Genomic DNA, 24,782 nt, shown 5'->3' with positions numbered 1-24,782 from the left:
CACATGTTCGGATTTTCGTTTAACCAGCATCGCAATTACCTATTTCCAGACAGTGCGACTTATTAGAGACGATCACTCTGACAGTCGATATCAGCTCATTCGCAATGATCTCTGGGACCTGTCCGTAAAAACTGCGGGTAAAAGGCACCCTTCGTGTCAGTCGTTTCCCTTGAAAAATCCCCGAAGACGCACCCAAACCGTGCACTTTTTTTGACCCCAATCACCCCCACGTCACCAAAAACCCCGATCCTGTGTCAGCCTCCAGCCATCGGCGGGGACATCAATTCGCTACTAATTGCGCGACAACTATGCTCAGGTACAGGAATATAGCCGGCAAATGGCGCCGTTCAGGTCGTCACGTACACAACAATACCCAGCCCACTTCAGAGGGCATTACCCATGGATAGCAGAACCTTACGCAACCTCATGCGCATCGTGCAGACCGGCTCGTTGTCGGCCGCAGCCGAGCATTCGTGCCTGACTGTGCAGGCCCTGGCCGCACAGTTGAACAAGGTCGAAGAGCAGTTCGGTTTCCGCTTGTTTAGACGATCCAACAAGGGGCTGACGCTGACGCCGCAAGGCACCGAGCTGACGCCCTATATGGACAGAGTGCTGATTGCCACGCGGCAGATGGAAGAGAAAGTCGAAGCGTTGAAGGTGCCGGGACAGCGCACGTTGAAAGTGGCGTTGAACACCACGCTGGCGCCGGACTTCAACCGGCGAATGATCGGACGCCTGATCGAGGTGTTTCCTGATTACCAGATGGAATTCAGCTACGCCGAGTCGATGGAAAACCTCAGCAAGCTGAAGAACGAAGACTTCGACCTTGCGGTGCTGATCGGCCCGCAGCGTCCGGGTCTTCCGAGCATTGTCCTGCCGGAAGTGCAGGTGCAGGTGGTCGGCGCGCACTGCGGTCAGGAGAACGATCCGCTGACGTTGCTTGGCAACAAGTTTCAGGTGCGTCCCGCAGAAGATTGTCCGTATTCCCACAGCTTTTTGCGTTTTCTCGACGCCGGGCTGGGCAATCACGAGAACAGTCAGCGGACGATCTACTCCTGCAGCGAAACGCTGACCCTGTCGCTCATCACCCAGATGGACGCCGTCGGCATGGTCTCCCGCGAGGCCGCGCAGAAGAACGGCCTGACGATTTTCCCCGGGTTCGAGGATTTCCTCGAAGTGCGCCTGGCGGTGAACAACCCGGATCTGTCCGGCCAGGCGTTGAACGACGTGGTCGATCTGCCGCTACATGAACGAGCCGAGCGCAATGTACGCAGCCGTCCCAACCGCCACACTGAGAAAGAGGTTTTTGCTGAAATACGCACATAACAGCGTCGGAATCGCTGCATAGAATTCCGGGCGATCGAGCTGTATGTGCTGATCCTTGATCAACAAGGGTGTCAGGCTGATCGCAGCGACGATCGCCACCGGCAGGTACTCCAGCGCCCGGGCGACGAAGGGCGGCCAGTGCTCGGTGTTGACCTGCAGCGGCAAGGCCCGTGGCAGGAAGGTCACGGCCATCATCAGCGCGACCACCAGAATCAGGAACGTTTGGTCAGGCATACACCCACTCCGCAGCCCACAAACGTGGCGATGAAAACGTTGAATGGCGAGCTGCCCACCAGACTCAGTGCGCCCATGCAGACGACTGCGGCCAGAGCGGCGATGAGTTTGTTGCGGGTGTTGCACAGCGAGACCAGCACGTAGAGCATCATCGCGGTCAGCGCGTAATCGAGCTGGTATTTGATCAGGTGCGACGCGTACTGCGCGCACAGAGCGCCGAGCAATCCGCCGATCACCCAAGAGGTGTGGCAGAACAGGTTGAAGCCGATCAGATATCGAATGTTCACCGGCGCACCAGTGCCCAGTTTGACGCTGTGGAAGGCGAACGATTCGTCGGTCAGCCCGCCGGCGTAACACCAGCGCTCCATGCGGCTCAGACCCAGCGCCCGCAGGGCCTTCGCCATGTAGACCGACATCAGCATGTGCCGCGCGTTGATCAGAAACGTGGTCAGCACAATGGTGGTCAGCGACGCCCCGCTGCTGATCAGCGCCAGCGCCGCAAATTGCGAAGCCCCGGCATACACGAACAGACACATGGCCACCGGCAGCCACAGCGGCAGCCCCGCGTTGACCGCCATCAGCCCGAACACGAACGACACGGTGAAGTAACCGGCCACCACCGGGCTGGCTTCGGCAAAGGTGCGCGACGGCTGACGGTCGACCATCAGCGGCGCACTGCCGGATGTTTCATTCATAGATCCCTCTCAAATGTTCGCTCGCCGTGAGGTTCGCAAAAACCCTGGGCCGTCCAGAAACGCTTGCCCGCGAGGTTAGCATCGTCGACGAACAGAAACATCCGCAGCACACCGACCCGTTTCATGTCAGCCGACGCCGCTTCCACCAACCGCTGGCCGACGCCCTGGCTGCGATAGCGCAGGCTGACCGCCAGATGATTGATCGTGCCGCGACTGCCCAGCATGCCGCCCAGCACCGCGCCGACGATTTCGCCTTCAACATCGAAGGCCAGATACGCCGTGGTGGTTTTCTGGATCAGCACGCCGCGCAGGCATTTGGCGTCCTGCCATTCGCAGAACGACACTTCGTCGAACTGGCGGAAGAAACGCTCCATGCGCTGCGCGTCCTTGGCCGTCGCGCGCCGCAGCACCACCGGCGTCGAGCATTCGACGCCGTCGATTTGGGCAATCTGATTAGCGAACAATGTCGAAAGCGGTCCCGGGCCGCGAGAAAGAAATTGCCAGGATCTGCCGGTACGCCATGGCATGGGTATGGGTGTTGCGCGCCGGTGTCACGTAGTGGCGCATGTCGCGGTCGAGGAAGTAGGTGGTGTCGAGGATTTCCTGGTAGGTGGTCGAGGCCAGTTGATGCTCGTGGATGTCGTACAAACGACTCTCGGCACCCTCGACATTGTTGCGGCCCCAGAAGTGCACGCCGCTGAACGGATAACCGTCGCAGTGAATCCCTTCCGGGGTGATTTCCAGTTGTTTGCCGGGTTTGATCTCGATGCGGATCTGATGGATCTGGCACTGCCAGATTTCATCGTGCAGCTCTTCCGGCAACACGCTTTTGTACACTTCGAAATCGGTGTCGATCAGGCTGCGCATCACCGGCGAGCTGATGACTTCGTCCGAGAAGTCCTGGAAGTGCCGTACCACGCCGCCCACATAGCTGTTGTTGGCCTTGGATTGCACGTACGCGCGATGTTCCAGTTGCTTCAGTTCGCGAGTCTTGGGGTTGTACTCAAAGTCGCTGTAACGACGGTAACGCATGCCGGCTTCGGCCTGACCGTAGTAACTGTCAGGCTCCATGTTTTCCCAACTTTTGGTCAGTCTGACGAAGTCGGCGAAATGACCGTAGAGATTGAAGTCAGCACCCTGCACATTGGCGTACTTGTCGCGCCGTAGCGATTCGCCCACTTCTCTGGTTAAAACGATCATTACCAAATTCTCCGCTGCATTGAGCGGCCTAATCTATTAGGTGGAGAATTTGCGTCCATGAGAAAGAATTTCAGGCATTTAAAGCCCTGTTTGAAACGCGATTTGAAACGGCTTGAAAGTGCATTTCAAATGACAAAAACACGGGTTTTTATGCTGTTTTTTCAAAAAGCGTCAAAAAAAAACCCCGAACAAGTCGGGGTTTTTCTGTCGCGTTTCGCGGGTTCAACCGATCATCAGAAGATGTTGATCGGGTAGTCCACGAACACACGCAGTTCGTTGCCGCTGACGTTGTATTCGCTGGATTTCTGCGAAACACGCAGGATCGAGCTACGCAGCTTGATGCTCAAGTCTTTGGCCGGGCCACTTTGCACGACGTACTTGAACTGGTTGAAGATCTCGCGCTCGGTGCCGCCTTCGCTGGTGGACGTGGTGATGTTGTCACCACGCACGTACGCGAAGTTGTAGCTCAGACCCGGTACGCCGAATGCGCTGAAGTCCAGGCCGTAGCCCAACTGCCAGCTGCGCTCGTCTTCAGCGTTGAAGTCGGACCAGTAGGAGTTGGCCAGGTAGATGGTGTTGCCACCGTCACCCACGCGACCCTGACCTTTCTGGTAACCGCCGTAGGCGTAACCCAGGTTGCTGTCGCCGGTGGAGCGCTGGTGCGCCACGGTGAACGAGTGCGGGCCGGTGGCGAAGGTCGCTGCCAGGCTCCAGATCTTGTTGTCGTCGCCGGTCACACCGTTTTCGCGGACGTAGGAGTTGTCCAGCTTGGTGCGGTAGCCGTTGAAGTCCAGGGTCAGGGACTGATCCTTGTCGATCGGGAACACGTAGTTGGCGTTCACGTATTGCTTCTTCAGCACGTCTTCGACGTCGGAAGCGTACAGCGCTGCCTTGAACTGTTCGGTGAACTGGTAGCTACCGCCCAACACGTTGATCGACTTCAGACCACCGCTGTCACGGCCTTCAGCGCTTTTACGCGATTCAGCGGTGAAACGACCGGCATTCAGTTCCAGGCCTTTGATCTCTTTGGAAGTGATCAAGGTACCGGTGTAGCTTTCCGGCAGCAGACGCGAGTTGTCGTAGTTCAGCACCGGCAGGGCCGGCATCTGGTCGCCGTAGGTCAGTACGGTGTTGGACAGACGGAATTTGACCGCTGCGCCGCCCTTGGACAGGTCGTCAGCCGCGTTGCCGCTGTCACCCTGTTTGAAGAAGTCGATACCGCCAGCGCCGCTGCGGCCCTTGCCGCCGTCCAGACGCAGCGCGTACAGACCGAACGCGTCCACACCTACACCGACGGTGCCTTGGGTGAAACCGGACGAGAACGTACCGATAGCCGCTTGGCCCCACTCGGCTTTATCGTCGTTACCGTCTTTGTAGTCACGATTGATGTAGGCATTGCGCAGCAGCACTTTGAGGCTGCTGTCTTCAACAAAACCCTTGGACTCGGCCTGGTCGTTAGCCATGGCCGAAGTGGCACTCAACATCCCCAGTGCGATCAGACTGATTCGCTTGTTCAACATTTTGTTTTCCTTATTACGGGTTGAAACGCGCTGTGTCGAACGGCTGAAACGGCGCTTATTGCACTCTTTTATTCACCCCGAAACAAAAAGACCCGCTCAAGACAATGTCATGGCGGGCCTGCTCCTAATTTTGAGTCATGGCGGTTAGCCACAGGCGTTGAGCCGAATCGTAGCCGCGCCCTCAACAATGTGTCAATTTCAAGAATCGTCTTTAAATAGGCGAAAAACGTCTAAAAAAAGTAAATTTTGCGATGGCTTCGTGCACGGAATTGCTCGCAGTCAGGGATTTTGATGCGGGATTACGCGCAACCATCGAGGCCACAGACCTGCAGGGTTTCAGTCCCTGGCGCGGGTGTAAACGACTCGCTCAGCCATTGAGCGAAGGCTTCGGACTTGCCCAGCCACGGCCCGATATCAACCAGTGTGAACTGACCGTCCTGTTCCAGTGCAAAAGTTGGAAAACCCTGCCCACCAACTTTTGCCAACAGGGCGCGGCTGTTCTTTATATGTTGTTCGGTGTCGACGGACTGCACGGTGTTCAAGAAAATATCGGCGTTGTAGCCCAACTCCACCGCACATTCCAACAGCACACTTTCGTCGGCGATTCGCCGCCCTTCGACATAGTGCGCAGTCTGCAAACGGCCAAGTAGTTCCAGGCCACGACCGTCGATTTTTTCCGCTGCCATCACAGCAGCAATCGGTGGTGCCGAATCAAACACCGCCGAATGATCGCGCAACAATCCTTCGAAGTAGGCGTCGCCGAATGGCTGACCGGTGTATTCGGCAATGCGCCGATCATGCGGCATTACGTAATTGCGCAGTTGCGGTGAAACGTTCTGGCGGTTGGCACCGGTCATCATGCCGCCTGCGTGGGCGATCACCGGCAGCACTTGCTGTGCGGCTTGCACCAGTGGTTTGGCGCCATAGCACCAGCCGCACAGCGGGTCGTAGATGTAATGAAGAGTCATCGGAAAGCTCCGGTCTGAAGGTGGGAAAAATGATGTCGGCACATTAGTCCCTCGGTCGTTGCGGAAAAACGCCGGAATGGCTTTCAGTCTGTTTCGGCAATCGGTCAAATGCACTCGTTGTCCGCTCCGATACAAATCTGAAATAAATTGACACAATCAAACCACGGAACCTTTCAGGAATAATTAACGGAAGTAAATGCAAAGCATTACCATTCGCGCGCTCGAATTCTTCCACCCTTTCGGATGCGCTTTTCAATGCCTGCCCCGTTCCGTCTCACGCCCGTCACGCTTGGGCTTTCTGCCTTTTTGTCTTCCGGTTTTGCTTACTCCGCGACCGAACTGCCCGCCACCTCGATCAGTGCCGAAACCCAGGCCGACGACCCGCGTGTGAAGGTCAGCAATACCGCGACCCGTACTTCAACACCCGTGCGTTACGTGCCCCAGGCAATCGACTCGGTCAAGACCGCCAACTTCGCCAACTACGGCACCAATGACTTGGGCGACGCCTTGAGCGGCATGCCCAACGTCAGCAGCGGCGGCGACACGCGCTTCGACAGCCTGCGCATCCGTGGCTTCGATGCCAGCAATGACTTCTATCTGGACGGCATCCGCGACGACAGCCAGTACAAGCGCGACCTGCACAACATCGAACGCGTCGAAGTGCTCAAAGGCCCGGCCGCTGTGTTGTACGGCCGTGGCAGCCAGGGCGGGATCGTCAACCGCGTGAGCAAGGCTCCCGAATTCGGTCGCCGCTCGACCATCGAGGCCCAGGGTGGCAGCGAAGATCTGCGCAGCCTGTACGCTGACCTCAGCACCGACCCGAGCGACAACATCAGCCTGCGCCTGAACATGGGCAACATGGACGAGAACAGCTTCCGCGACGGCGTCAGCGGCAATCGCCAACTGTTCGCACCGTCGATGAGCTGGCAGCTCACCCCAGATCTGAACTGGCTGGTGCAATACGAATACAGCCGCTACAACCGCACGCCGGATCGCGGCATTCCCGGGGTCGGTGGACGTCCGGCGGATGTCGGCCGGGACACGACCTACGGCAACGATCACGATTTCATCGACGACAAAACCCAGTCCCTGCGCTCGAAGCTGAGCTATGAAATCAACGATAACTGGCAGTTGCGCCACACACTCGGCGTGTTCAAGCTCGACAGCGATTTCGACAACACCTACCTCACCGGTTACACCCCGGCGACCAAGAAGGTCACCCGCCAGCACTGGCAGCAGGATCTGACTACCCGCAACGTGTTCAACAACGTTGAGCTGGAAGGCGGATTCGAAACCTTCGGCCTCGAGCACCGCCTGCTGACCGGCCTCGAAACCGGCAGCCAGCGCCGCGACCCGACGCTGTACAACGCCGCCACTTCCGGGCGCGGCAGTTCCGCCGTGCCTTCGCTGGATCTGTACAACCCCAACCGCGACCTGCGCCACACCGGGCGCATGCAGGTGTCGAGCAGCAGCCACACCGAAGTCGAAAGCCGCGCGGTCTACGTTCAGGATCAACTGCGCCTCAACGATCAATGGCAATTGCTCGCCGGTCTGCGCTACGACACCTTCGATATCGAGTCGACCAACAAGCTGCGCAACATCTCCGAAGACCGTGACAGCCATAGCACCAGCCCGCGTTTCGGCGTGGTCTGGACGCCGCTGCAGAACCACTCGTTCTACGCCTCGTGGACCAAGACGTTCTCGCCGGTCGGCGGTGGTCTGATCGGTATCACCCCGGGCGCGGCCGGCAATACCAACGACCTGAGCCCGGAACTGACCAAGCAAAAGGAAATTGGCGTGAAGAGCGACTGGCTCGACGATCGCCTGAGCACCACCCTCGCCGTCTATGAGCTGGAACTCTACAACCGTCGCACCACCGATCCGAACGACCCGACCCTGACCGTGCTCAGCGGTCTGCAACGCTCGCGCGGGATCGAGCTGACCGGTACCGGCAAGATCGTCGGCAACTGGTACGTGCGCGGCGGCGTCGGTGTGCAGGACGCAACTATCGAGAAGGACAACAACGGCCTGGAAGGTAAACGCGTGAACAACGTGGCCAAGCGCAACGGCAGCCTGTTCCTGACCTGGAAACCGGAAATGGGCTGGTACGCCGAAACCGGCCTGACCCTGGTCGGTCAGCGTTATGCCGACAACGCCAACACCACCGTGCTGCCGGGCTACGGTCGCTGGGACGCACTGGTCGGCTACCGCCACAAGGACTGGGACCTGCGTGGCGCCCTGAACAACATCACCGACCGCGAGTATTACTCGTCGGCCACCAGCGCGTTCCAGATCCAGCCGGGCGCACCGCGCAGCCTGGTGGTTACCGGCACCTACAGCTTCTGATATCGCGCCCATAAAAAAAGCGCTGCCATCCCGGCAGCGCTTTTTACAATCCTTGTTTGTTCTTCTTATCCTTCCATCACATCCCAAAGTGCTTCCAGTTCGGCCTCGCTGAACAGGCCAGCGGGGTAACGCTCGATCATCATCCGGCGCGGATCAGGTTCCCTGATCTGACGCGTTCCATTGGACTTCAACCAGTGCGCGACAATCTGGAGCGACTCACTATTTACAGCCATGGGATGCAACGTCCGCTCGCTGATTACGTTCACTTCGGCGTTCATTTCAGCGCTCTCTCCCCGTTCATGAGCGGCTACGTTATCCAAGGTTTATGACAGAACTGTTGAAGTTCTCCCCCCTCCCTAGTGCGCCATGAGCGATACAAGACCTATGCCAACGTCATGAAATTGTCGACCGGCGGACATAAAGAAACCCGCAGTCCTGACGGGCTGCGGGTTTCTCTTCAACCGTGGGCAACAAATGACTGCCCGGTCGTTTTTTCAATCAACTCAAGCTGTTACATCCGCACTCACTCTTTGTGCGGTGCGGGTTGCTGTTGGGTAAGGCAGTGAATATTGCCACCGCCCAGTAACAGTTCGCGGCCCGGCACCATCACCACTTCGTGTTGCGGGAACAGGTTCTGCAGGATCTCCCGGGCCGGCGCGTCCATCGGATCGTCGAAGCTTGGCGCGATGATGCCGCCGTTGACGATCAGGAAGTTCACGTAGGAACCGGCCAGACGCACGCTAGGGTTACGTTCCTGAGTGCCATCCACCGGATCCACGCCCGCGCACTCTTCTTCAGTGGCGAACAGCGGCCCCGGAATCGGCATCTTGTGCACCGTGAACGGGCGGCCCTTGGCGTCGGTGCTGCTTTCCAGCACTTTCATCGCGGCCTGGCAGCGCGGGTAGTTCGGATCCTGCGGATCGTCGGTCCACGCCAGCAACACTTCGCCCGGACGCACGTAGCAGCAGAAGTTATCCACATGGCCGTCGGTTTCGTCGTTGAACAGGCCATCCGGCAGCCAGATGATCTTGTCCACCGACAGGTTTTCGCTGAGCACCGCTTCGATTTCTTCGCGGCCCAAATGCGGGTTGCGATTGCGGTTGAGCAGGCATTCTTCGGTGGTGATCAGGGTGCCTTCGCCGTCGACATGAATCGAGCCGCCTTCGAGCACGAAACCTTCGGTGCGATAACGCGAGCTGCGCTCGATTTCGAGGATCTTGCCGCCGACCTGGGAATCGCGGTTCCACGGCGAATACAGGCCGCCGTCAAAGCCGCCCCAGGCGTTGAAGTCCCAGTTCACACCGCGCACTTCGCCGCTGTTGTTGATCACGAAAGTCGGGCCGCTGTCGCGAACCCAGGCGTCATCGCTGGACATCTCGACCACACGGATATTCGGCACGTCGAGGCGAGCGCGAGCGTTTTCGTACTGGCCGGCGGACACCGCCACGGTCACCGGTTCGAAACGCGCGATGGCCTTGGCCACAGCGGCATGGGCAGCCTGAGCTGGCTTGCCGCCCAGACGCCAGTTGTCCGGACGTTCCGGCCAGATCATCCAGGTCTGGGTTTGCGGTGCCCATTCGGCCGGCATGTAGAAGCCATCGGCGCGTGGTGTGCTTTTCAATGTGGTCATGTCGATCAGACTCCAGGGAACCGTCGAGGGTTTTCAACACGCCGTACAGGGATGGACGACGGACTATGGCGACTTTATAAACGATAAATATCGGCTTTAGAAGCCAATAATAAAAAACAATCTGAATTAGCCCCTTCAAATACCGATACAAATCGGTATTTGAAGGTTGCGGATCGTTTCAAAGCCCTTCTTCAAGCACCTTCGCCAGCATGTCGACAAAGAAATCCACGCTCTGACGCGAGGTGACCATCGGCGGCTTGATCTTCAGGACGTTCAGGTAATCGCCGGTTGGCTGCATGAAAATCCCCAGCGCCCGCAGACGATCACACAACAGCGTGGTTTCCTCGGTCGCCGGTTCCAGGGTTTCCCGATTGCGGATCAGCTCGACCCCCAGATAGAACCCGGAACCGTGCACCGCGCCGACCAACGGATATTGATCGATCAACGCCTCCAGCCGGGTCTTGAAGTGAGCGCCGACCACTTGGGCGTTTTCCCAGAGTTTTTCTTCTTCCATGACGTCGAGCACCGCCATGCCGATCTGGCAGCTCACGGGACTGCCGCCGGCGGACGAGAAGAAATAACCCTCGGCTTCCAGCGCCTCGGCGATTTCCCGGCGGGTGATCACAGCACCCAGCGGCTGGCCGTTGCCCATGCCTTTGGCCATGGTGATGATGTCCGGCACCACGCCCTGCTCTTCGAAACCCCAGAAGAAGTGGCCCATGCGCCCGTAACCGACCTGCACCTCATCGGCGATGCACACGCCGCCCCGGGCGCGCACCAGTTCATAGACTTTTTTCAGGTAACCCGGCGGCAGCGAGATCCCGCCCGCGTTGCCGTAGACCGGCTCGCAGATGAACCCGGCCAGTTGGCGTTTCTGCTCATCAATCTTCGCCAGATGATGTTCGACGCTGCGCACGTAATCCGGCGCCGAATCCGGGCCGCGAAATTCGCCGCGATAGGTGTTTGGAGCGGTGACCGCATGCACCCAGTCCGGGCGACTGCTCAGGGCCTGCGGGTTATCGGCAATCGAGGTCGAGACCGCGTCCGCGCCGACCGTCCAGCCGTGATAGGCCTCCAGCACGCTGATCATGTCGCGGCCACCGCTGGCGGCCCACGCCAGGCGAATCGCCAGGTCATTGGCCTCGCTGCCGCTGTTGACCAGGAACACCCGATCCATGCCCTCCGGCGCCAGCTTCAGCAAGCGCTCGGAAAACTCGGCGACCGCCGCATAGTTAAATCGCGAGTTGGTGTTGAGCAGCGACCACTGCCGGCTCGCCACCGCCGCCATGCGCGGATGACCGTGGCCGAGCACCGCGACGTTGTTGAGCATGTCGAGATAGGAGCGGCCCTGCATGTCGATCAGGTGATTGCGCCAGCCGCGCTCTATGCGCGGCGGGTCGACGTAATAATGCTTCTGGGTGCGGGCGAAACTGGCGTCGCGGCGCGCCAGCAGGGTTGCCGCGTCCAGCTCGGGTTCGGCGTCGCAGGCCAGGCCCAGCAGCGCGGCCGGTGATGGGGAAAGTGCTTGCCAAGCAGCCGCGCGGGTCGGCGTGCAGAACAGCGGCGCTTCAAGCTGTGCGCCGCGAATCAATTGCACGATCAACGGACCGTCCACCGAACCCAGCACCTGGCCTTTGACCAGCGCTGCGCCGCCGTGCAACGGTTTCACGCCCCACAAACGCAGGCTCAGTTGCGGGCCGTCGAGTCGCAGCGCGCCGTCGGCCGACAGGTGAAGTACGCCAGCAAACGGCGCTTCCACCGTCGAACCCTGGGGCACGTGCAATTCGACGTGCAGCGGGAATGTCTCTGGCTCATCGGCGCTGTCAGGCCGGGTGCGCGACAACCGGTATTGCCCGTATCGGCTGGCCGCCAGACCGTGGATCGCGGCGGCCTCGTTCAACAGGCGCTGATCGATGCCAGGTTGCTCCCAGTTGCCCGCCTCGAAGTGCGCGCTCAACACCCCCAGATCGATCAACGCGAATTCGCGCCCGACCAGATCGGGCAACAACGGCGCAAAGCCTTCACTGTCGATGGCTGGCAATGTCTGGCCGACCACCGTGAGAATCGCCGCTTCCATCAATGCCAGCGGCACCGAAGTGGCGACCCGGAAGATCTCCCACTCGTGGGTCAGGTTGTCGCGGCTGTAGATATTGCCCGGATCGATGCTGACCTGTTGCTCGCCACTGAGCACCAGCACCGCCGCCCGCGCCACGATCAGCGGCCACAGCGCCAGCAGTTCTTCGTGTTGCAGCGGATTGACCGCGTGATAAGCCTGCACGGCCGGCAGAATCACGAACGGATCGCCGGCGGCGTGATGCAGCAGCGCGGCGCAGGTGACCGACAGATCGGTGATGCGCCAGGTGCGCACCAGATCGCCGAAATCGATAACGCCCTGCAATTGCCAGTGCCGCCGGGCATCACGCTGCCAGACCACGTTGTCATCGGTGATGTCCATGTGGATCGCCTGCACCGGCAGTTTTTCCAGCAGCGGCTGCAAACGAAGCCTGACCTGTTCGGCAGCCTCGGCGATCAGCGTGCGTTGGCGTTCGTCTTCGATGACCGGCAGCAGGTGCTCGATCAGTGCGCTGGCGTGGCGCGCGTCCCACTGCAACGTGCGTTCGAGTCCCGGATGGTCGAACCCGGCCAGAGCCAGATCCATTTCACCGCAGAGCCGTCCGAACCCGGCAACAACCTCATGGCCAAGATGATCGAGAGCCGTCAGTGGCTGCCCCTCGATGTAATCGAGCAACCGCACATGCACCGATTCTCCACCGACGTCCAGGGTCAACAGGTCTTGGCCGTCGTTGGCCGGGATGACCCGGGGAACGTGGACATCGCAGTGTTCAGCCAGATATTTCAGGCCAGCATGCTGGGCTTGCAGTTCGACCAGCGAATAGTCGCCCCGACAGATCTTCAGCACGAACCGCCCACGCTCGCTGTCGACCCGGTAATTGAGATCTTGCTGGCTGCCCAGGGCCTGCAACGTGCCGTTCAAGCCGTAATGCTGCGCCAGCAGATGCCGGGCCTGCTCCAGCGAAACCTGAGGGCTGGGCAAACTGGCGCGATGAATCAACGTGGCGAACGACATGGAACGACCCCTGAAATTTTATTAGGCGCCTATATCGCCATTGCTACGGGCGATTAGCAACCCCCGACCATCCGTCCCCCGACGCCCTGCGAGGCAAGTGGATTTGCATGCCCCCCTCGCACCCTCTGGCACTTTGCGCAAGAATGTCGGCCATTCAAACCTGCCACTGGAATATCCCCATGAATGTAATCCCCACTGACCTGCCTGGTGTCCTGATCATCGAACCCAAGGTGTTTGGTGATGAGCGCGGGTTCTTTTACGAAAGCTTCAATGCCAAGGCGTTTCAGGACGCGACCGGCCTCGACACGCAGTTTGTGCAGGACAACCATTCGCGCTCGCAGAAAGGCGTTCTGCGTGGGCTGCATTACCAGTTGGAAAACACCCAGGGCAAACTGGTCCGCGTCACCGTCGGCGAAGTCCTCGATGTCGCCGTGGATATCCGCCGCAGCTCGCCGCATTTCGGCAAGTGGGTGGCCGTACGCCTGTCCGCCGACAACCATCGCCAACTGTGGGTACCGGAAGGTTTCGCCCACGGTTTCGTGGTGCTGAGCGAGTTCGCCGAATTCCTCTACAAGACTACTGACTACTACACCCCGTCGGCCGAGCGCAGCATTCGCTGGGATGACCCGGATCTGGCTATCGACTGGCAGCTGGACGAAGCGCCAAAACTGTCGGCCAAGGATCAGGCAGCCGCCTTCTTCAAGGACGCCGACGTCTTTTCCTGAAGTCCTGTGTGAATTTTCAGCGCCGCTGCACACCCGACCACGGGTGCGCAGACTGCGCCGGCAAGCCTAGGCATAATGCGCCTGTACCCACAGGCGCTCGATGCTCATGACTCCGACCCTTCCCCGCCGCCCCCGCTGGCGCAGTCTTGCCCTGCTGGCTCTGTGCCTGGCACCGCTGCTGTGGCCGCTGGAACATCTGGCCGAGCGCTATTACCGCAGCGAACTGGCCGGCCAGAACCGCCAGACCCTCGACCTCTACGTCGCCAACCTGCTGGGCACGCTGCATCGCTATGAAGTGCTGCCGCAAATCCTCGGCGACCTCCCGGCCCTGCGCGCGGTGCTCGGGGCGCCGGATGACGGCGTGACCCAGGGCAACGCCAACCGCCTGTTGAAGAACATCGCGGCGCAGACCGGCGCCGAAGTCATGTACCTGATGGACACCAGCGGCCAGACGCTCGCGGCATCGAACTGGGACAAGCACGACAGTTTCGTCGGGCGCAATTTCTCTTTCCGGCCGTACTTCAGCGAGGCCATGGCCGGCCGCCTCGGGCGCTTCTTCGGTCTGGGCACCACCTCCGCCAAGCGCGGCTACTTCTTCGCCGCTGCCGTGCGCAATGGCGAGAAAATCATCGGGGTGCTGGTGATCAAGGTTGACCTCGACCACACCGAAAGCCTGTGGGGCAAAACCCCGGAACAACTGCTGGTGACCGACCACAACGGTGTCGTCATCCTCACCTCGCGCCCGGAATGGCGCTTTCGCGCGACCCGCACTCTGAGTGATGCCGAGCGTGCGGCGATCACCGCAATCCAGCCCTACCCGACCCGCGAGCCACGCCCGCTGAATCTGAGCCCGACCGCGTGGCTGCCGCAGACCCAGGACATCGCGGAAACCGGCTGGAGCGTCAGCATTCTGGCCCCGCGCACGTTGATCGACCGACCGGTGCGCACGGTGGTGGCGATCGGCGGCGCCACCTTGCTGGTGGTGATGCTATTGCTGGGCCTGATGATGCAGCGTCGTCGTCATTATCTGGAACGGATCGCATTCGAAGCCAAGGCCCGACGGGAGCTTGAGGGGCGGGTCGCCGAACGCACCAGCGATCTCGAAGGCCTCAACCGCCGCCTGAAACAGGAAGTGCTTGAACGCGAACAGGCCCAGCAGGAACTGGTGCGCGCCCAGGACGATCTGGTGCAGGCCGGCAAACTGTCGGCGCTGGGGACAATGTCGGCGAGCATCAGCCACGAACTTAACCAGCCGCTGGCGGCGATCCGCAGCTACGCCGAGAACGCCGAAGTGCTGCTCGACCACGAACGCACCGAAGATGCCCGCGGTAACCTCAAGCTGATCAGCGAGCTGACCGGGCGCATGGCCTCGATCATCGCCCACCTGCGCGCCTTCGCCCGCCGCGACCGCCACGCCCCGGAAAGCGTCGCCCTGCAACCGGCGCTGGACGACGCGCTCGCCTTGCTGGCCAAACGTCGCCGCAGCATGGATGTCGAGCTGATCCGTGACCTGCCCGCCGCCACCCTGTGGGTCGAGGCCGGGGAAACCCGTCTGCGTCAGGTGTTGGGTAACCTGCTGGCCAACGCCCTCGACGCCCTGACCGAGAAAGGCCCGCCGCGCAAATTGTGGCTGAGTGCCGAATCCACCGACGAAGGCGTCAACCTGTACATTCGCGACAATGGCCCGGGTTTCTGCATGGAAGCCCTGGGCCGCGCCAGCGAACCGTTTTACACGACCAAGACCCGCACTCAGGGTCTCGGTCTGGGGTTGGCCATTTGCGAAACCCTGATGCGCGCCTTCGGTGGTGAACTGTCGTTCGCCAACCACAAGCAAGGTGGCGCCTTGATCACCCTGCGGCTGCGCGCCGGCGCGCCCGGGGTCAGCCTGCAACCGTCCGAGGATCGAAGCGCATGACCATCGACAACCGCATTCAGGTGGTGCTGATCGACGACGACCCGCACCTGCGGCAGGCTCTCGGCCAGACCCTGGATCTGGCCGGCCTGAAAATTCTTCCACTGTCCGAAGCCAAGGGCCTGGCCGCGCAACTCGAGCGCGACTGGCCGGGCGTGGTGGTCAGCGACATCCGCATGCCCGGCATGGATGGCCTGGAACTGCTGAGCGAACTGCACGCCCAGGATCCGGAACTGCCGGTGCTGCTGATCACCGGCCACGGCGACGTGCCACTGGCCGTGCAGGCCATGCGCGCCGGTGCTTATGACTTTCTGGAAAAACCCTTCGCCAGCGACGCCCTGCTCGACAGCGTGCGCCGCGCCCTGGCTCTGCGGCGCCTGGTGCTGGACAACCGCAGCCTGCGCATGGCCCTGAGTGATCGCAACGAACTGAGCGCGCGGTTGGTCGGCCAGTCCGCGCCGATGTCACGCCTGCGCGAGCAGATCGGCGCACTGGCGGCGACCAAAGCCGACGTGCTGATCCTCGGCGAAACCGGCGCCGGCAAGGAAGTCGTCGCCCGCGCCCTGCACGATCTGTCGAGCCGGCGTAACGGCCCGTTCGTGGCGATCAACGCCGGAGCGCTGGCCGAGTCGGTGGTCGAAAGCGAACTGTTCGGCCATGAGCCCGGCGCTTTCACCGGCGCGCAAAAGCGCCGGATCGGCAAGTTTGAATTCGCCAATGGCGGCACGCTGTTCCTCGACGAAATCGAAAGCATGAGCATGGATGTGCAGGTCAAACTGCTGCGCATGCTGCAGGAGCGCGTGGTCGAACGCCTGGGCGGCAATCAGTTGATCCCGCTGGACATCCGCGTCATTGCCGCCACCAAGGAAGACCTGCGTCAGGCCGCCGATCAGGGACGTTTCCGGGCGGACTTGTATTACCGCCTCAACGTGGCGCCGCTGCGCATTCCGCCACTGCGTGAACGGGGCGAAGACGCGTTGATGCTGTTCCAGCATTACGCCGATGAAGCCAGCGCGCGCCATGGTCTGCCACCGCATGAACTGCAACCGGCGCAACGGGCGTTGCTGCTGCGGCATTCATGGCCGGGCAACGTGCGGGAATTGCAGAACGCGGCGGAGCGCTTTGCCCTCGGCCTGGAACTGGCACTGGACAACACGCAGCCCGATGGCAGCCCCGGCACCACCGTCGAAATCACCGCAGGTGGGCTCAGCGAGCAAGTGGAAAACTTCGAGAAATCCCTGATCGCCGCCGAACTGGCCCGCTCTCACGGTTCCGTGCGCAGTCTCGCCGAAGCCCTGGGCATTCCGCGCAAGACCCTGCACGACAAACTGCGCAAGCACGGGCTGAATTTCGCTGGCAGCGGCGGCCATTCCGACGAATCCGAATGAAGCACGCTCAATTCACTTTTCTGCCGCAAGAGGTCCGGGCATGAAGCACGACAGTCGTTATCTGGAATCCGTTCTTCACCACGACATCCCGCTGACCCGGGACATGGGCCTCAAGGTGCTCGACTGGCAGGAACAGCAACTACGCCTGCACCTGCCGCTGGACGCCAACGTCAATCACAAGAGCACCATGTTCGGCGGCAGCCTGTATTGCGGCGCGGTGCTGGCGGGTTGGGGCTGGCTGCATTTGCGTTTGAAAGAGGAAGGCATCGAAGACGGGCACATCGTGATTCAGGAAGGGCAGATCAGTTATCCACTGCCGGTCACGGGCGATGCCATTGCGATCTGCCCGTCACCGAGCGCTGCGGTGTGGAAGAAATTTCTGGCGATGTATCAGCGCTACGGACGGGCGCGACTGACCCTGCACACGCGGGTGGTCAATACGGGAAGCGATGAGGATGCGGTGACGTTCAGCGGGCAGTACGTCCTGCACCGCTGAAGACTGAGGGAGCTTACGAGCGGGCGAGTTCGAGCAGCTTCGCCCGCCACGCGGCTTTCGCTGGCAACGCCAGGAAGAAACCGTTCAACAACGACTCCCGTGGTGGGTAACAGAACGCTTCGCCACTCAGGTCCAGCACCTCGCCACCCGCCCCTTCCAGAACACCCTGCGCCGCTGCCGTGTCCCACTGCGAAGTCGGCGCCAGACGCGGGTAGCAATCGGCAGCACCTTCGGCCAGCAGACAGAACTTCAGCGAACTGCCGATGTTGGCCAGCTGCAACTCGCCAAGGCTGGCACTCAACCCGGCCAGCAAGCGTTCCTGCTCCGGGCTCGAATGACGGCGGCTGGCAACCACGGTGAAGGCTTCGCCAGGACCGGGCACATCACGAACCTGAATCGCCACCGGCGTACCGCCCGTATCGCCGCGCCAGGCACCAAGCCCGGCTCCGCCGACGTAGAAGCGACCGTTGGTCGGCATCGTCACCACACCGAACACCACCCGGCCGTTCTCGATCAGCGCGATGTTGACGGTGAATTCTTCGCTGCCGCTGATGAACTCCTTGGTGCCATCCAGCGGATCCACCAGCCACCAGCGCTGCCAGCCCGCGCGCACGCTTTGCGGGATATTGGCGTCCTCTTCGGACAGCACCGGAATGCTCGGATCCAGCGCTGTCAGGCCGGCCACGATCACGTGATGCGCGGCCATGTCCGCCGCCGTCACCGGCGAATCATCGGACTTGGCGGTGACGGCCACATCGGCACGCCAGAACGGCAGGATCGCCTCACCGGCCCGTAATGCCAGCTCGACCACCGGCGCCATCAACGGATGGGGAAAACTCATCGGCATCTCACTCATGACTGGAAAAATCCGCGCTGGGTCAGCAGGTCGCGGGTCAGGTACAACGCCGCCAGGGCGCGTCCCTCACTGAAATTCGGATTTTGCGCCAGCGTCGACAGCTCCCGCAGGTTGACCTTGTCCACACGCATCGGCTCGGGCTCATCGCCTTCGAGGCGTTCTTCGTACAAATCGGTGGCCAGCACCACCTGTATCTTCTGGCTCATGTAACCGGGGGACAACGACAGCTCGGTCAGATGCTCCAGTTGTCGCGCGCCATAACCGGCTTCTTCCTTGAGCTCGCGTTCGGCGGCAGCCAGCACATCTTCGCCGGGTTCGATCAGGCCTTTGGGCAACGACAGTTCATATTCGTCGGTGCCACCGCAGTATTCCTCGACCAGCACCGCGTGCTCGGCATCGAGCATCGCCACGATCATGACCGCGCCATAGCCGGCGCCCTTGCCGACCAGCCGCTCGTAGGTGCGTTCCACGCCGTTGGAGAAACGCAGCTTCAGCTCTTCGACGCAGAACAGCCGGCTGGTGGCGACGATCTCGCGGGCGAGTACGGTGGGTTTCTGGCGCATGCAAAGCTCCTTGGCGTGAACGCGCTACTATAACGCGGCTTTTCCGATTGTTTGCGTCGGATATCTTTCTACCGTTCGAGACGTTGCCATGCCTTCATTACCGTGGTCCGACATCGATACCGTTCTGCTCGACATGGACGGCACGTTGCTGGACCTGCACTTCGACAACCACTTCTGGCTGGAACACCTGCCGCAACGCTACGCCGAACTGCATGGCGTGAGCCGGGCCATGGCGGAAATGGAATTGCAGCCGCTGTTCGAGCGCCATGCCGGTCAATTGCAGTGGTACTGCCTGGACTTCTGGAGCGCGGAACTGAAGCTATCGGTGCGTGAACTGAAACTGGAAACCGCCCACCTGATCGCCCTGCGCCCGGACGCCGACACCTTTCTGGAAGCGATCAAACGAGCCGGCAAACGCGTGGTGATGATCACCAACGCGCACCGCGATTCACTGTCGCTGAAACTGGAACGAATCGAACTGGCGCCGTACTTCGAACGGCTGATCAGTTCCCACGATTACGGTTTCCCCAAGGAAAACCCGCAATTCTGGGACGCCTTGCAGGCCGACATCGGTTTTGACCCGGCACGCAGCCTGTTCATCGACGACACCTTGCCGATCCTGCGCAGTGCGCGGAATTTCGGCGTGGCGCATCTGTTGGCCGTGAAGGAACCGGACAGCCGCAAAGGGCCGAAGGACACCGGGGAATTTGCGGCGGTCGAGGATTATCGGGATTTGATTGCGGGCCTGTAGACCGCATCGTCCCCATCGTGAGCAGGCTCGCTCCCACAATAGAAATGCATTCCAAGGTGGGAGCGAGCCTGCTCGCGATGGCGGTATCTGCGGTTATTCAGGAATACGCAGCGTCTGCCCCGGATAAATCTTGTCCGGATGTGACAGCAGCGGCTTGTTGGCCTCGAAGATTTTGTTGTACTGGTTGGCGTTGCCATACACCGCCAGGGAAATCGCGCTGAGGGTGTCGCCCTTCTTCACGACCACAAAACGCGCCGCCGCCACAACCGGCCCGGTCACGGTGATCTGGTCATCGACGCTGCCGACACCGGCAATGTTGCCCACTGCCAGAAGAATCTTCTCTTTCTCTTCCTGGCTCGCCACTTCACCGGTGACCGTCACCTTGTCACCGTCCACGGTCGCCTGAACATTCGGGTTACCCAACCCGACCTTGCTGATGTGCTCCTTCAATTGCTCGCTGGCATTGGCGTTGCCGGGGGTGAGCAGGTCTAGCAACTTCTCACCGGCCTCTTTCACAAAGCTCAAAAGACTCATAGCACACTCCTTGATTTAAGTTCCAGACGCCCAAGCCTAGACCACCCCGGACAAACCCGGTTCCGGCCCGACCAATGACCCTGCCTCCGCGCAAGCGGTAGAATCGCCCACCCTTGCCAGCGCCCCGGAGCGAAGATGGACATCAAGCAGCTGAAATTCCTCATCGCCCTCGACGAAACCCGCCATTTCGGCCAGGCCGCCGCCCGCTGCCACATCACCCAGCCGACCTTGTCGATGCGCCTGCGCAGCCTCGAAGAAGAACTAGACCTGCCGCTGGTCAACCGTGGCCAGCGTTTCGAAGGTTTCACCGCGCCGGGCGAACGGGTACTGGCCTGGGCGCGCACGGTGCTAGCGGCCTACGACGGCTTGCAGGCGGAAGCGGCGGCCTGTCGCGGCAATCTGATCGGCACCCTGCGGCTGGGCGTGGTGCCGTTGTCGAGTTTCGATGCGCTGCCTTTGATGCAACGCCTGCACGCGCAACACCCGAACCTGCGCTTCGAACTGTCCTCGCTCAGCTCAGAACACGTTCTGGAGCAACTGGCGAACAATCGCATCGACATTGGCGTGTCTTATCTGGATCGCCTCGACGGCGAGCGTTTTGAATCCCTGGCCTTCAGTGAAACGCAGATGGGCCTGCTCTACGACCAGCGGTTCTTCAGCTTTGGCGAAGCACCGCTGAGCTGGGAGTCACTGATCGAACTGCCCCTGGGCATGCTCACCAGCGGCATGCATTTTCGCCAGTCCATCGACCATAACTTCCACAGCCGAGGCCTGACCCCGCAACCCTTGCTGCAAACCGACGCCGTTCACCAATTGTTGCAAGCTGTGCACGGCGGGCTGTGCTGCGCGGTGATGCCACTGGACGGCGGCCTGGAAAACCTCACGGATAACCTGCGTTTGCAACCCATCGAAAACGCCCAGACCCTTGCCCGACTGGGGCTGATCATGCGTCGCGGGGCACCACGATCGGCGCTGGCCGAGGCGTGTTTCGCGCTTTATCAGAAATCACCAACAGACGCTTGATCGACGGCATCTATCGAAGGATCGACACTAGCGATTAGACGCGACAACTTGCCGCGCCTAGTCTTAACGTTGATCAATCCGTCGGTGATGCCATGAACGCCAAGCGCCCGGCCTGCGCGGCGCCTGCTCTCGAAACGCCCGCGCCTGCCGCCAGTCAGACCTACAGCTACAGCGATCTTCCCCTCGCGGAATCGGCCAGCACCGCGCTGGCCGAAGAAGTCGCGTTGGCGATTGCCTACAACGGCATCAGCCAGGCCGTGATGCTGGTCACCCCGACCGACCTTGAAGACTTCATCGTCGGCTTCAGCCTCGGCAGCGGCATCATCGAAGACGCCTCGGACATCTACGACCTGCAACTGACCGGCTCGGGCTCGGCGCAATACGCACAAGTGACCATCGCCAACCGCGCCTTCTGGAACCTCAAGCAACAACGTCGGCAACTGGCCGGCACCAGCGGTTGCGGGTTGTGCGGCGTGGAAGCGGTGGAGCAGGCGCTGCCTGATTTGAAGGTTTTGCCCGGCGCACCTTTACCGCCCATCGAATGGCTCGAAGGTTTGCGTCAGCGCATCGGCGCGTTCCAGCCGCTGGGCCAGCACTGCGGCGCGGTGCATGCCGCGGTGTTCATGAACGCCAGCGGTGAATTGCTGCTGGGCCGCGAAGACATCGGCCGGCACAACGCCCTCGACAAGCTGATCGGCGGCCTGATCCGACAAAAGATATCCACAGCCGGCGGGCTGGCGATTGTCACCAGCCGTTGCAGCCTCGAATTGATCCAGAAAGTTTTGCGGGCCGGGATTCAGACCCTGGTCAGCCTGTCCGCGCCCACCGGCCTCGCCGTGCAATGGGCCCGACGCCACAACCTCAATCTCATCCACCTGCCGCAAAAGAACGCGCCGCGGGTGTATAGCCCAGAAATGGAGAAACACTCGTGAGCCAACACCATCAAGCCGACCAGAAACCCGTCCCGCGCTACAAGCCTTACAAGGGCGCAGCCGGCGGCTGGGGCGCCCTGATCAGCGTGGCCCAGGCCTGGCTGACCAGCGACAACGCGCTGAAAAACCTGCGCATGATGCTCAAGACCAACCAGAACGGCGGCTTCGACTGCCCGGGCTGCGCCTGGGGCGATTCGCCGGAAAGCGGCATGGTCAAGTTCTGCGAAAACGGCGCCAAAGCGGTGAACTGGGAAGCGACCAAGCGTCGGGTGGACGGCAAATTTTTCGCCAAGCACAGCGTCACTGCGTTGCTGGAACAGAGCGACTACTGGCTCGAATATCAAGGTCGCCTGACCGAGCCGGTCGTGTATGACGCCGAAACCGATCGCTACAAGCCGATCAGCTGGGACGATGCCTACGCGCTGATCGGCAAACACCTGCAAGCGCTGTCGAGTCCGGATCAGGCCGAGTTCTACACCTCGGGCCGCGCCAGCAACGAAGCGGCGTATCTGTATCAACTGTTCGTGCGCGCCTTCGGCACCAACAACTTCCCCGACTGCTCGAACATGTGCCACGAGGCCAGCGGCGTGGCGCTGGCGCAGAGTGTCGGCGTCGGCAAAGGCACCGTGACCTTCGACGATTTCGAACACGCCGACGCGATTTTCGTCTGGGGCCAGAACCCGGGCACCAACCACCCGCGCATGCTCGAACCCCTGCGTGAAGCGGTGAAACGCGGCGCTCAGGTGGTGTGCATCAACCCGCTGAAAGAGCGGGGTCTGGAACGTTTCCAGCATCCACAGCACCCGATCGAAATGCTCACCAACGGCGACAAGCCGACCAACACCGCGTATTTCCGCCCGGCGCTGGGCGGCGACATGGCGGTGCTGCGCGGCATGGCCAAGTTCCTGCTGCAATGGGAACGCGAGGCGCAGAAGGCCGGCGCACCGGCGGTGTTCGATCACGACTTCCTCAATGAACACAGCGTCAACGTGCTCGAGTATCTGGGCGTCGTCGATGACACGCCGTGGGAACAGATCGTCGCGCAGTCCGGCCTGACCCTGGTGGAAATCGAGCAAGCGGCGCGCATGTACGCCAAAGGCAAGAACGTGATCATGTGCTGGGCGATGGGCATCACCCAGCATCGTCATTCGGTGCCGACCATCCAGGAAATCGCCAACCTGATGCTGCTGCGCGGCAACATCGGCAAGCCCGGCGCCGGTCTGTGCCCGGTGCGTGGCCACAGTAACGTGCAGGGCGACCGCACTATGGGCATCAACGAGCGTCCGCCGGTGGCATTCCTCGATTCCCTGGAGCGTCGCTTCCAGTTCAAGGTGCCGCGTCACAACGGGCACAACGTGGTCGAAGCGATTCACGCGATGGCCGAAGGTCGCGCCAAGGTGTTCATCGGGCTGGGCGGCAACTTCGCTCAAGCCACACCGGACAGCCCGCGTACCTTCCAGGCCCTGAGCAACTGCGACCTGACCGTGCAGATCAGCACCAAACTCAACCGCAGCCACCTGGCTCACGGCAAGGATGCGTTGATCCTGCCGTGCCTGGGCCGTACCGACATCGACATCCAGACCGAAGGCCCGCAAGCCGTCACCGTGGAAGACTCGTTCAGCATGGTGCACGCCTCCAACGGTCAGTTGCAGCCACTGTCGAACCAGATGCGCTCGGAGCCGTCGATCATTGCCGGCATCGCCGCCGCGACCCTGGGCAGCAAACCGGTGGACTGGAACTGGCTGGTGGCCGACTACCGGCGCATCCGCGAGCTGATCGCCGACACCATTCCGGGCTTCAAGGATTTCAACGAGAAGGTCAAGAACCCGGGCGGTTTCTACCTCGGCAACAGCGCCGGCGCGCGCAAGTGGAACACCACGTCAGGCCGGGCCAACTTCAAGCCGAACATGCTGCCCAAGGACCTGATCCACGAGCGCACTCGCGCTACCGGCCAACTGCCGGACCTGATCCTGCAATCGATGCGTTCCCACGATCAGTACAACACCACGATTTATGGTCTCGACGATCGTTATCGCGGCGTGAAGGGGCAACGTGATGTGCTGTTCGCCAACGAGGCGGACATCATTCGTCTGGGCTTCAAGCCGGGGCAAAAGGCTGACATCGTGTCGCTGTGGGACGACGGCCGCGAGCGTCGGGTGAAGGGCTTCACGCTGCTGGCGTTCGATATTCCGGCGGGGCAGGCGGCGGCTTATTACCCTGAGGTGAACCCGTTGGTGCCGCTGGAAAGCACCGGCGATGGCAGCCATACGCCGACGTCGAAGTTTATTGCTATCCGGCTGGAAGCTGCGAGTGAAACGGGGCTGATCATGGCCAAGTCGGCCTGATCCTGATCGCTCCCACGTTCTGCGTGGGAGCGCAGCCAAGGACGCTCTGCGTCCGAAAATCAGACTCGATAGAACGCGCAAACACTTTTCAAACGCCCACAAAAAAGGCCGCTTTGTGATCAAAGCGGCCTGTCCGAAGTAGCTAAAGACCGGCGAAAAACCGTTAAGTTCCGCCCAAAAATCAGCAACTTGCAGAATTGTATACAGGTCGTGCTATTCGTCGGATTTCGATTGTCACGCCCATTGCAGA

At 61.0% G+C, this 24,782-nt stretch carries 22 protein-coding genes; 10 read left to right on the top strand and 12 right to left on the bottom strand.

Going from position 1 to position 24,782, the window contains the following annotated elements:
• Positions 1-399: 399 nt before the first annotated feature.
• Complete coding sequence (locus K5E37_RS08820) at positions 400-1,326, top strand: LysR family transcriptional regulator (RefSeq protein WP_085608637.1); 927 nt, start codon at positions 400-402, stop codon at positions 1,324-1,326.
• On the opposite strand, the gene K5E37_RS08815 is transcribed toward K5E37_RS08820, so the two are convergent.
• The 6 genes from K5E37_RS08815 to K5E37_RS08790 form a co-directional block, all read right to left on the bottom strand.
• Complete coding sequence (locus tag K5E37_RS08815; RefSeq protein ID WP_007952614.1) at positions 1,243-1,560, bottom strand: AzlD domain-containing protein; 318 nt, start codon at positions 1,558-1,560, stop codon at positions 1,243-1,245. The genes K5E37_RS08820 and K5E37_RS08815 overlap by 84 nt on opposite strands.
• Positions 1,539-2,255: an AzlC family ABC transporter permease gene (locus tag K5E37_RS08810; protein ID WP_085608636.1), complete on the bottom strand. Its 717-nt coding sequence runs from the start codon at positions 2,253-2,255 to the stop codon at positions 1,539-1,541. The genes K5E37_RS08815 and K5E37_RS08810 overlap by 22 nt, the downstream gene beginning before the upstream one ends.
• Positions 2,252-2,629: a GNAT family N-acetyltransferase gene (locus tag K5E37_RS08805; protein ID WP_007952618.1), complete on the bottom strand. Its 378-nt coding sequence runs from the start codon at positions 2,627-2,629 to the stop codon at positions 2,252-2,254. Before K5E37_RS08805 ends, K5E37_RS08810 begins: the two co-directional genes overlap by 4 nt.
• 79 nt (positions 2,630-2,708) lie before the next feature.
• Positions 2,709-3,455 carry a 2OG-Fe dioxygenase family protein gene (locus K5E37_RS08800; protein ID WP_085608635.1) on the bottom strand — a complete coding sequence of 249 codons (747 nt, stop codon included), beginning with the start codon at positions 3,453-3,455 and terminating at the stop codon, positions 2,709-2,711.
• A gap of 233 nt (positions 3,456-3,688) precedes the next feature.
• Positions 3,689-4,975 (bottom strand): OprD family porin, encoded by a 1,287-nt coding sequence (locus K5E37_RS08795; RefSeq protein WP_085608634.1) that lies wholly within the window; start codon positions 4,973-4,975, stop codon positions 3,689-3,691.
• A 299-nt stretch (positions 4,976-5,274) separates the two neighbouring features.
• Complete coding sequence (locus K5E37_RS08790; RefSeq protein WP_007952625.1) at positions 5,275-5,943, bottom strand: DsbA family protein; 669 nt, start codon at positions 5,941-5,943, stop codon at positions 5,275-5,277.
• Positions 5,944-6,198: 255 nt separating this feature from the next.
• Between K5E37_RS08790 and K5E37_RS08785 the strand changes: the two genes are divergently transcribed.
• Complete coding sequence (locus K5E37_RS08785) at positions 6,199-8,289, top strand: TonB-dependent siderophore receptor (RefSeq protein ID WP_127796628.1); 2,091 nt, start codon at positions 6,199-6,201, stop codon at positions 8,287-8,289.
• A 65-nt stretch (positions 8,290-8,354) separates the two neighbouring features.
• Here the strand turns inward: K5E37_RS08785 and K5E37_RS08780 are convergent, their stop codons facing one another.
• The 3 genes from K5E37_RS08780 to K5E37_RS08770 all read right to left on the bottom strand — a co-directional run bounded on the left by K5E37_RS08780 (position 8,355) and on the right by K5E37_RS08770 (position 13,007).
• Complete coding sequence (locus tag K5E37_RS08780; RefSeq protein ID WP_007952633.1) at positions 8,355-8,567, bottom strand: hypothetical protein; 213 nt, start codon at positions 8,565-8,567, stop codon at positions 8,355-8,357.
• A gap of 245 nt (positions 8,568-8,812) precedes the next feature.
• A complete protein-coding gene (aguA, locus tag K5E37_RS08775) occupies positions 8,813-9,919 on the bottom strand; it encodes an agmatine deiminase (protein WP_085608632.1) in 1,107 nt (368 codons plus the stop codon).
• Positions 9,920-10,097: 178 nt separating this feature from the next.
• Entirely contained in the window at positions 10,098-13,007 is a 2,910-nt protein-coding gene (locus tag K5E37_RS08770) for an aminotransferase (protein WP_221533613.1), read from the bottom strand.
• Positions 13,008-13,186: 179 nt separating this feature from the next.
• On the opposite strand from K5E37_RS08770, the gene rfbC reads away from it, so the two are divergent.
• From rfbC to K5E37_RS08750, 4 genes are all read left to right on the top strand, one after another.
• Positions 13,187-13,732 (top strand): dTDP-4-dehydrorhamnose 3,5-epimerase, encoded by a 546-nt coding sequence (gene rfbC / locus K5E37_RS08765; RefSeq protein WP_007952636.1) that lies wholly within the window; start codon positions 13,187-13,189, stop codon positions 13,730-13,732.
• 106 nt (positions 13,733-13,838) lie between these two features.
• On the top strand, positions 13,839-15,647 hold the full coding sequence (locus tag K5E37_RS08760) for an ATP-binding protein (RefSeq protein ID WP_085608660.1): 1,809 nt from the start codon (positions 13,839-13,841) through the stop codon (positions 15,645-15,647).
• Entirely contained in the window at positions 15,644-17,032 is a 1,389-nt protein-coding gene (locus tag K5E37_RS08755; protein WP_007952638.1) for a sigma-54 dependent transcriptional regulator, read from the top strand. Before K5E37_RS08760 ends, K5E37_RS08755 begins: the two co-directional genes overlap by 4 nt.
• Positions 17,033-17,072: 40 nt before the next feature.
• On the top strand, positions 17,073-17,528 hold the full coding sequence (locus tag K5E37_RS08750; protein WP_007952639.1) for a thioesterase domain-containing protein: 456 nt from the start codon (positions 17,073-17,075) through the stop codon (positions 17,526-17,528).
• A gap of 13 nt (positions 17,529-17,541) precedes the next feature.
• Here the strand turns inward: K5E37_RS08750 and cysQ are convergent, their stop codons facing one another.
• Together cysQ and nudE are read right to left on the bottom strand one after the other, a co-directional pair.
• Complete coding sequence (gene cysQ, locus K5E37_RS08745; RefSeq protein WP_221533636.1) at positions 17,542-18,375, bottom strand: 3'(2'),5'-bisphosphate nucleotidase CysQ; 834 nt, start codon at positions 18,373-18,375, stop codon at positions 17,542-17,544.
• 5 nt (positions 18,376-18,380) lie between these two features.
• Positions 18,381-18,947, bottom strand: a complete 567-nt coding sequence (nudE, locus tag K5E37_RS08740; RefSeq protein ID WP_007952641.1) for an ADP compounds hydrolase NudE — start codon at positions 18,945-18,947, stop codon at positions 18,381-18,383.
• Between the two features lie 88 nt (positions 18,948-19,035).
• On the opposite strand from nudE, the gene yrfG reads away from it, so the two are divergent.
• A complete protein-coding gene (yrfG, locus tag K5E37_RS08735) occupies positions 19,036-19,698 on the top strand; it encodes a GMP/IMP nucleotidase (protein WP_007952643.1) in 663 nt (220 codons plus the stop codon).
• 93 nt (positions 19,699-19,791) lie between these two features.
• On the opposite strand, the gene lysM is transcribed toward yrfG, so the two are convergent.
• Positions 19,792-20,232 carry a peptidoglycan-binding protein LysM gene (gene lysM / locus K5E37_RS08730; protein WP_039764611.1) on the bottom strand — a complete coding sequence of 147 codons (441 nt, stop codon included), beginning with the start codon at positions 20,230-20,232 and terminating at the stop codon, positions 19,792-19,794.
• Between the two features lie 135 nt (positions 20,233-20,367).
• Here lysM and K5E37_RS08725 point away from each other — a divergent pair, with 135 nt between their 5' ends.
• From K5E37_RS08725 to K5E37_RS08715, 3 genes are all read left to right on the top strand, one after another.
• On the top strand, positions 20,368-21,255 hold the full coding sequence (locus K5E37_RS08725; protein WP_221533612.1) for a LysR family transcriptional regulator: 888 nt from the start codon (positions 20,368-20,370) through the stop codon (positions 21,253-21,255).
• Between the two features lie 92 nt (positions 21,256-21,347).
• On the top strand, positions 21,348-22,187 hold the full coding sequence (gene fdhD, locus K5E37_RS08720; protein WP_221533611.1) for a formate dehydrogenase accessory sulfurtransferase FdhD: 840 nt from the start codon (positions 21,348-21,350) through the stop codon (positions 22,185-22,187).
• The gene (locus K5E37_RS08715) at positions 22,184-24,532 is read left to right on the top strand and encodes an FdhF/YdeP family oxidoreductase (protein ID WP_221533610.1); all 2,349 of its coding nucleotides are present in this window, start codon (positions 22,184-22,186) and stop codon (positions 24,530-24,532) included. The genes fdhD and K5E37_RS08715 overlap by 4 nt, the downstream gene beginning before the upstream one ends.
• Positions 24,533-24,782 lie beyond the last annotated feature (250 nt).

The organism is Pseudomonas sp. RIT778, from assembly GCF_019718735.1.
Lineage (GTDB): Bacteria > Pseudomonadota > Gammaproteobacteria > Pseudomonadales > Pseudomonadaceae > Aquipseudomonas > Aquipseudomonas aphyarum.
This window is presented reverse-complemented; position numbering and strand designations above follow the sequence as displayed.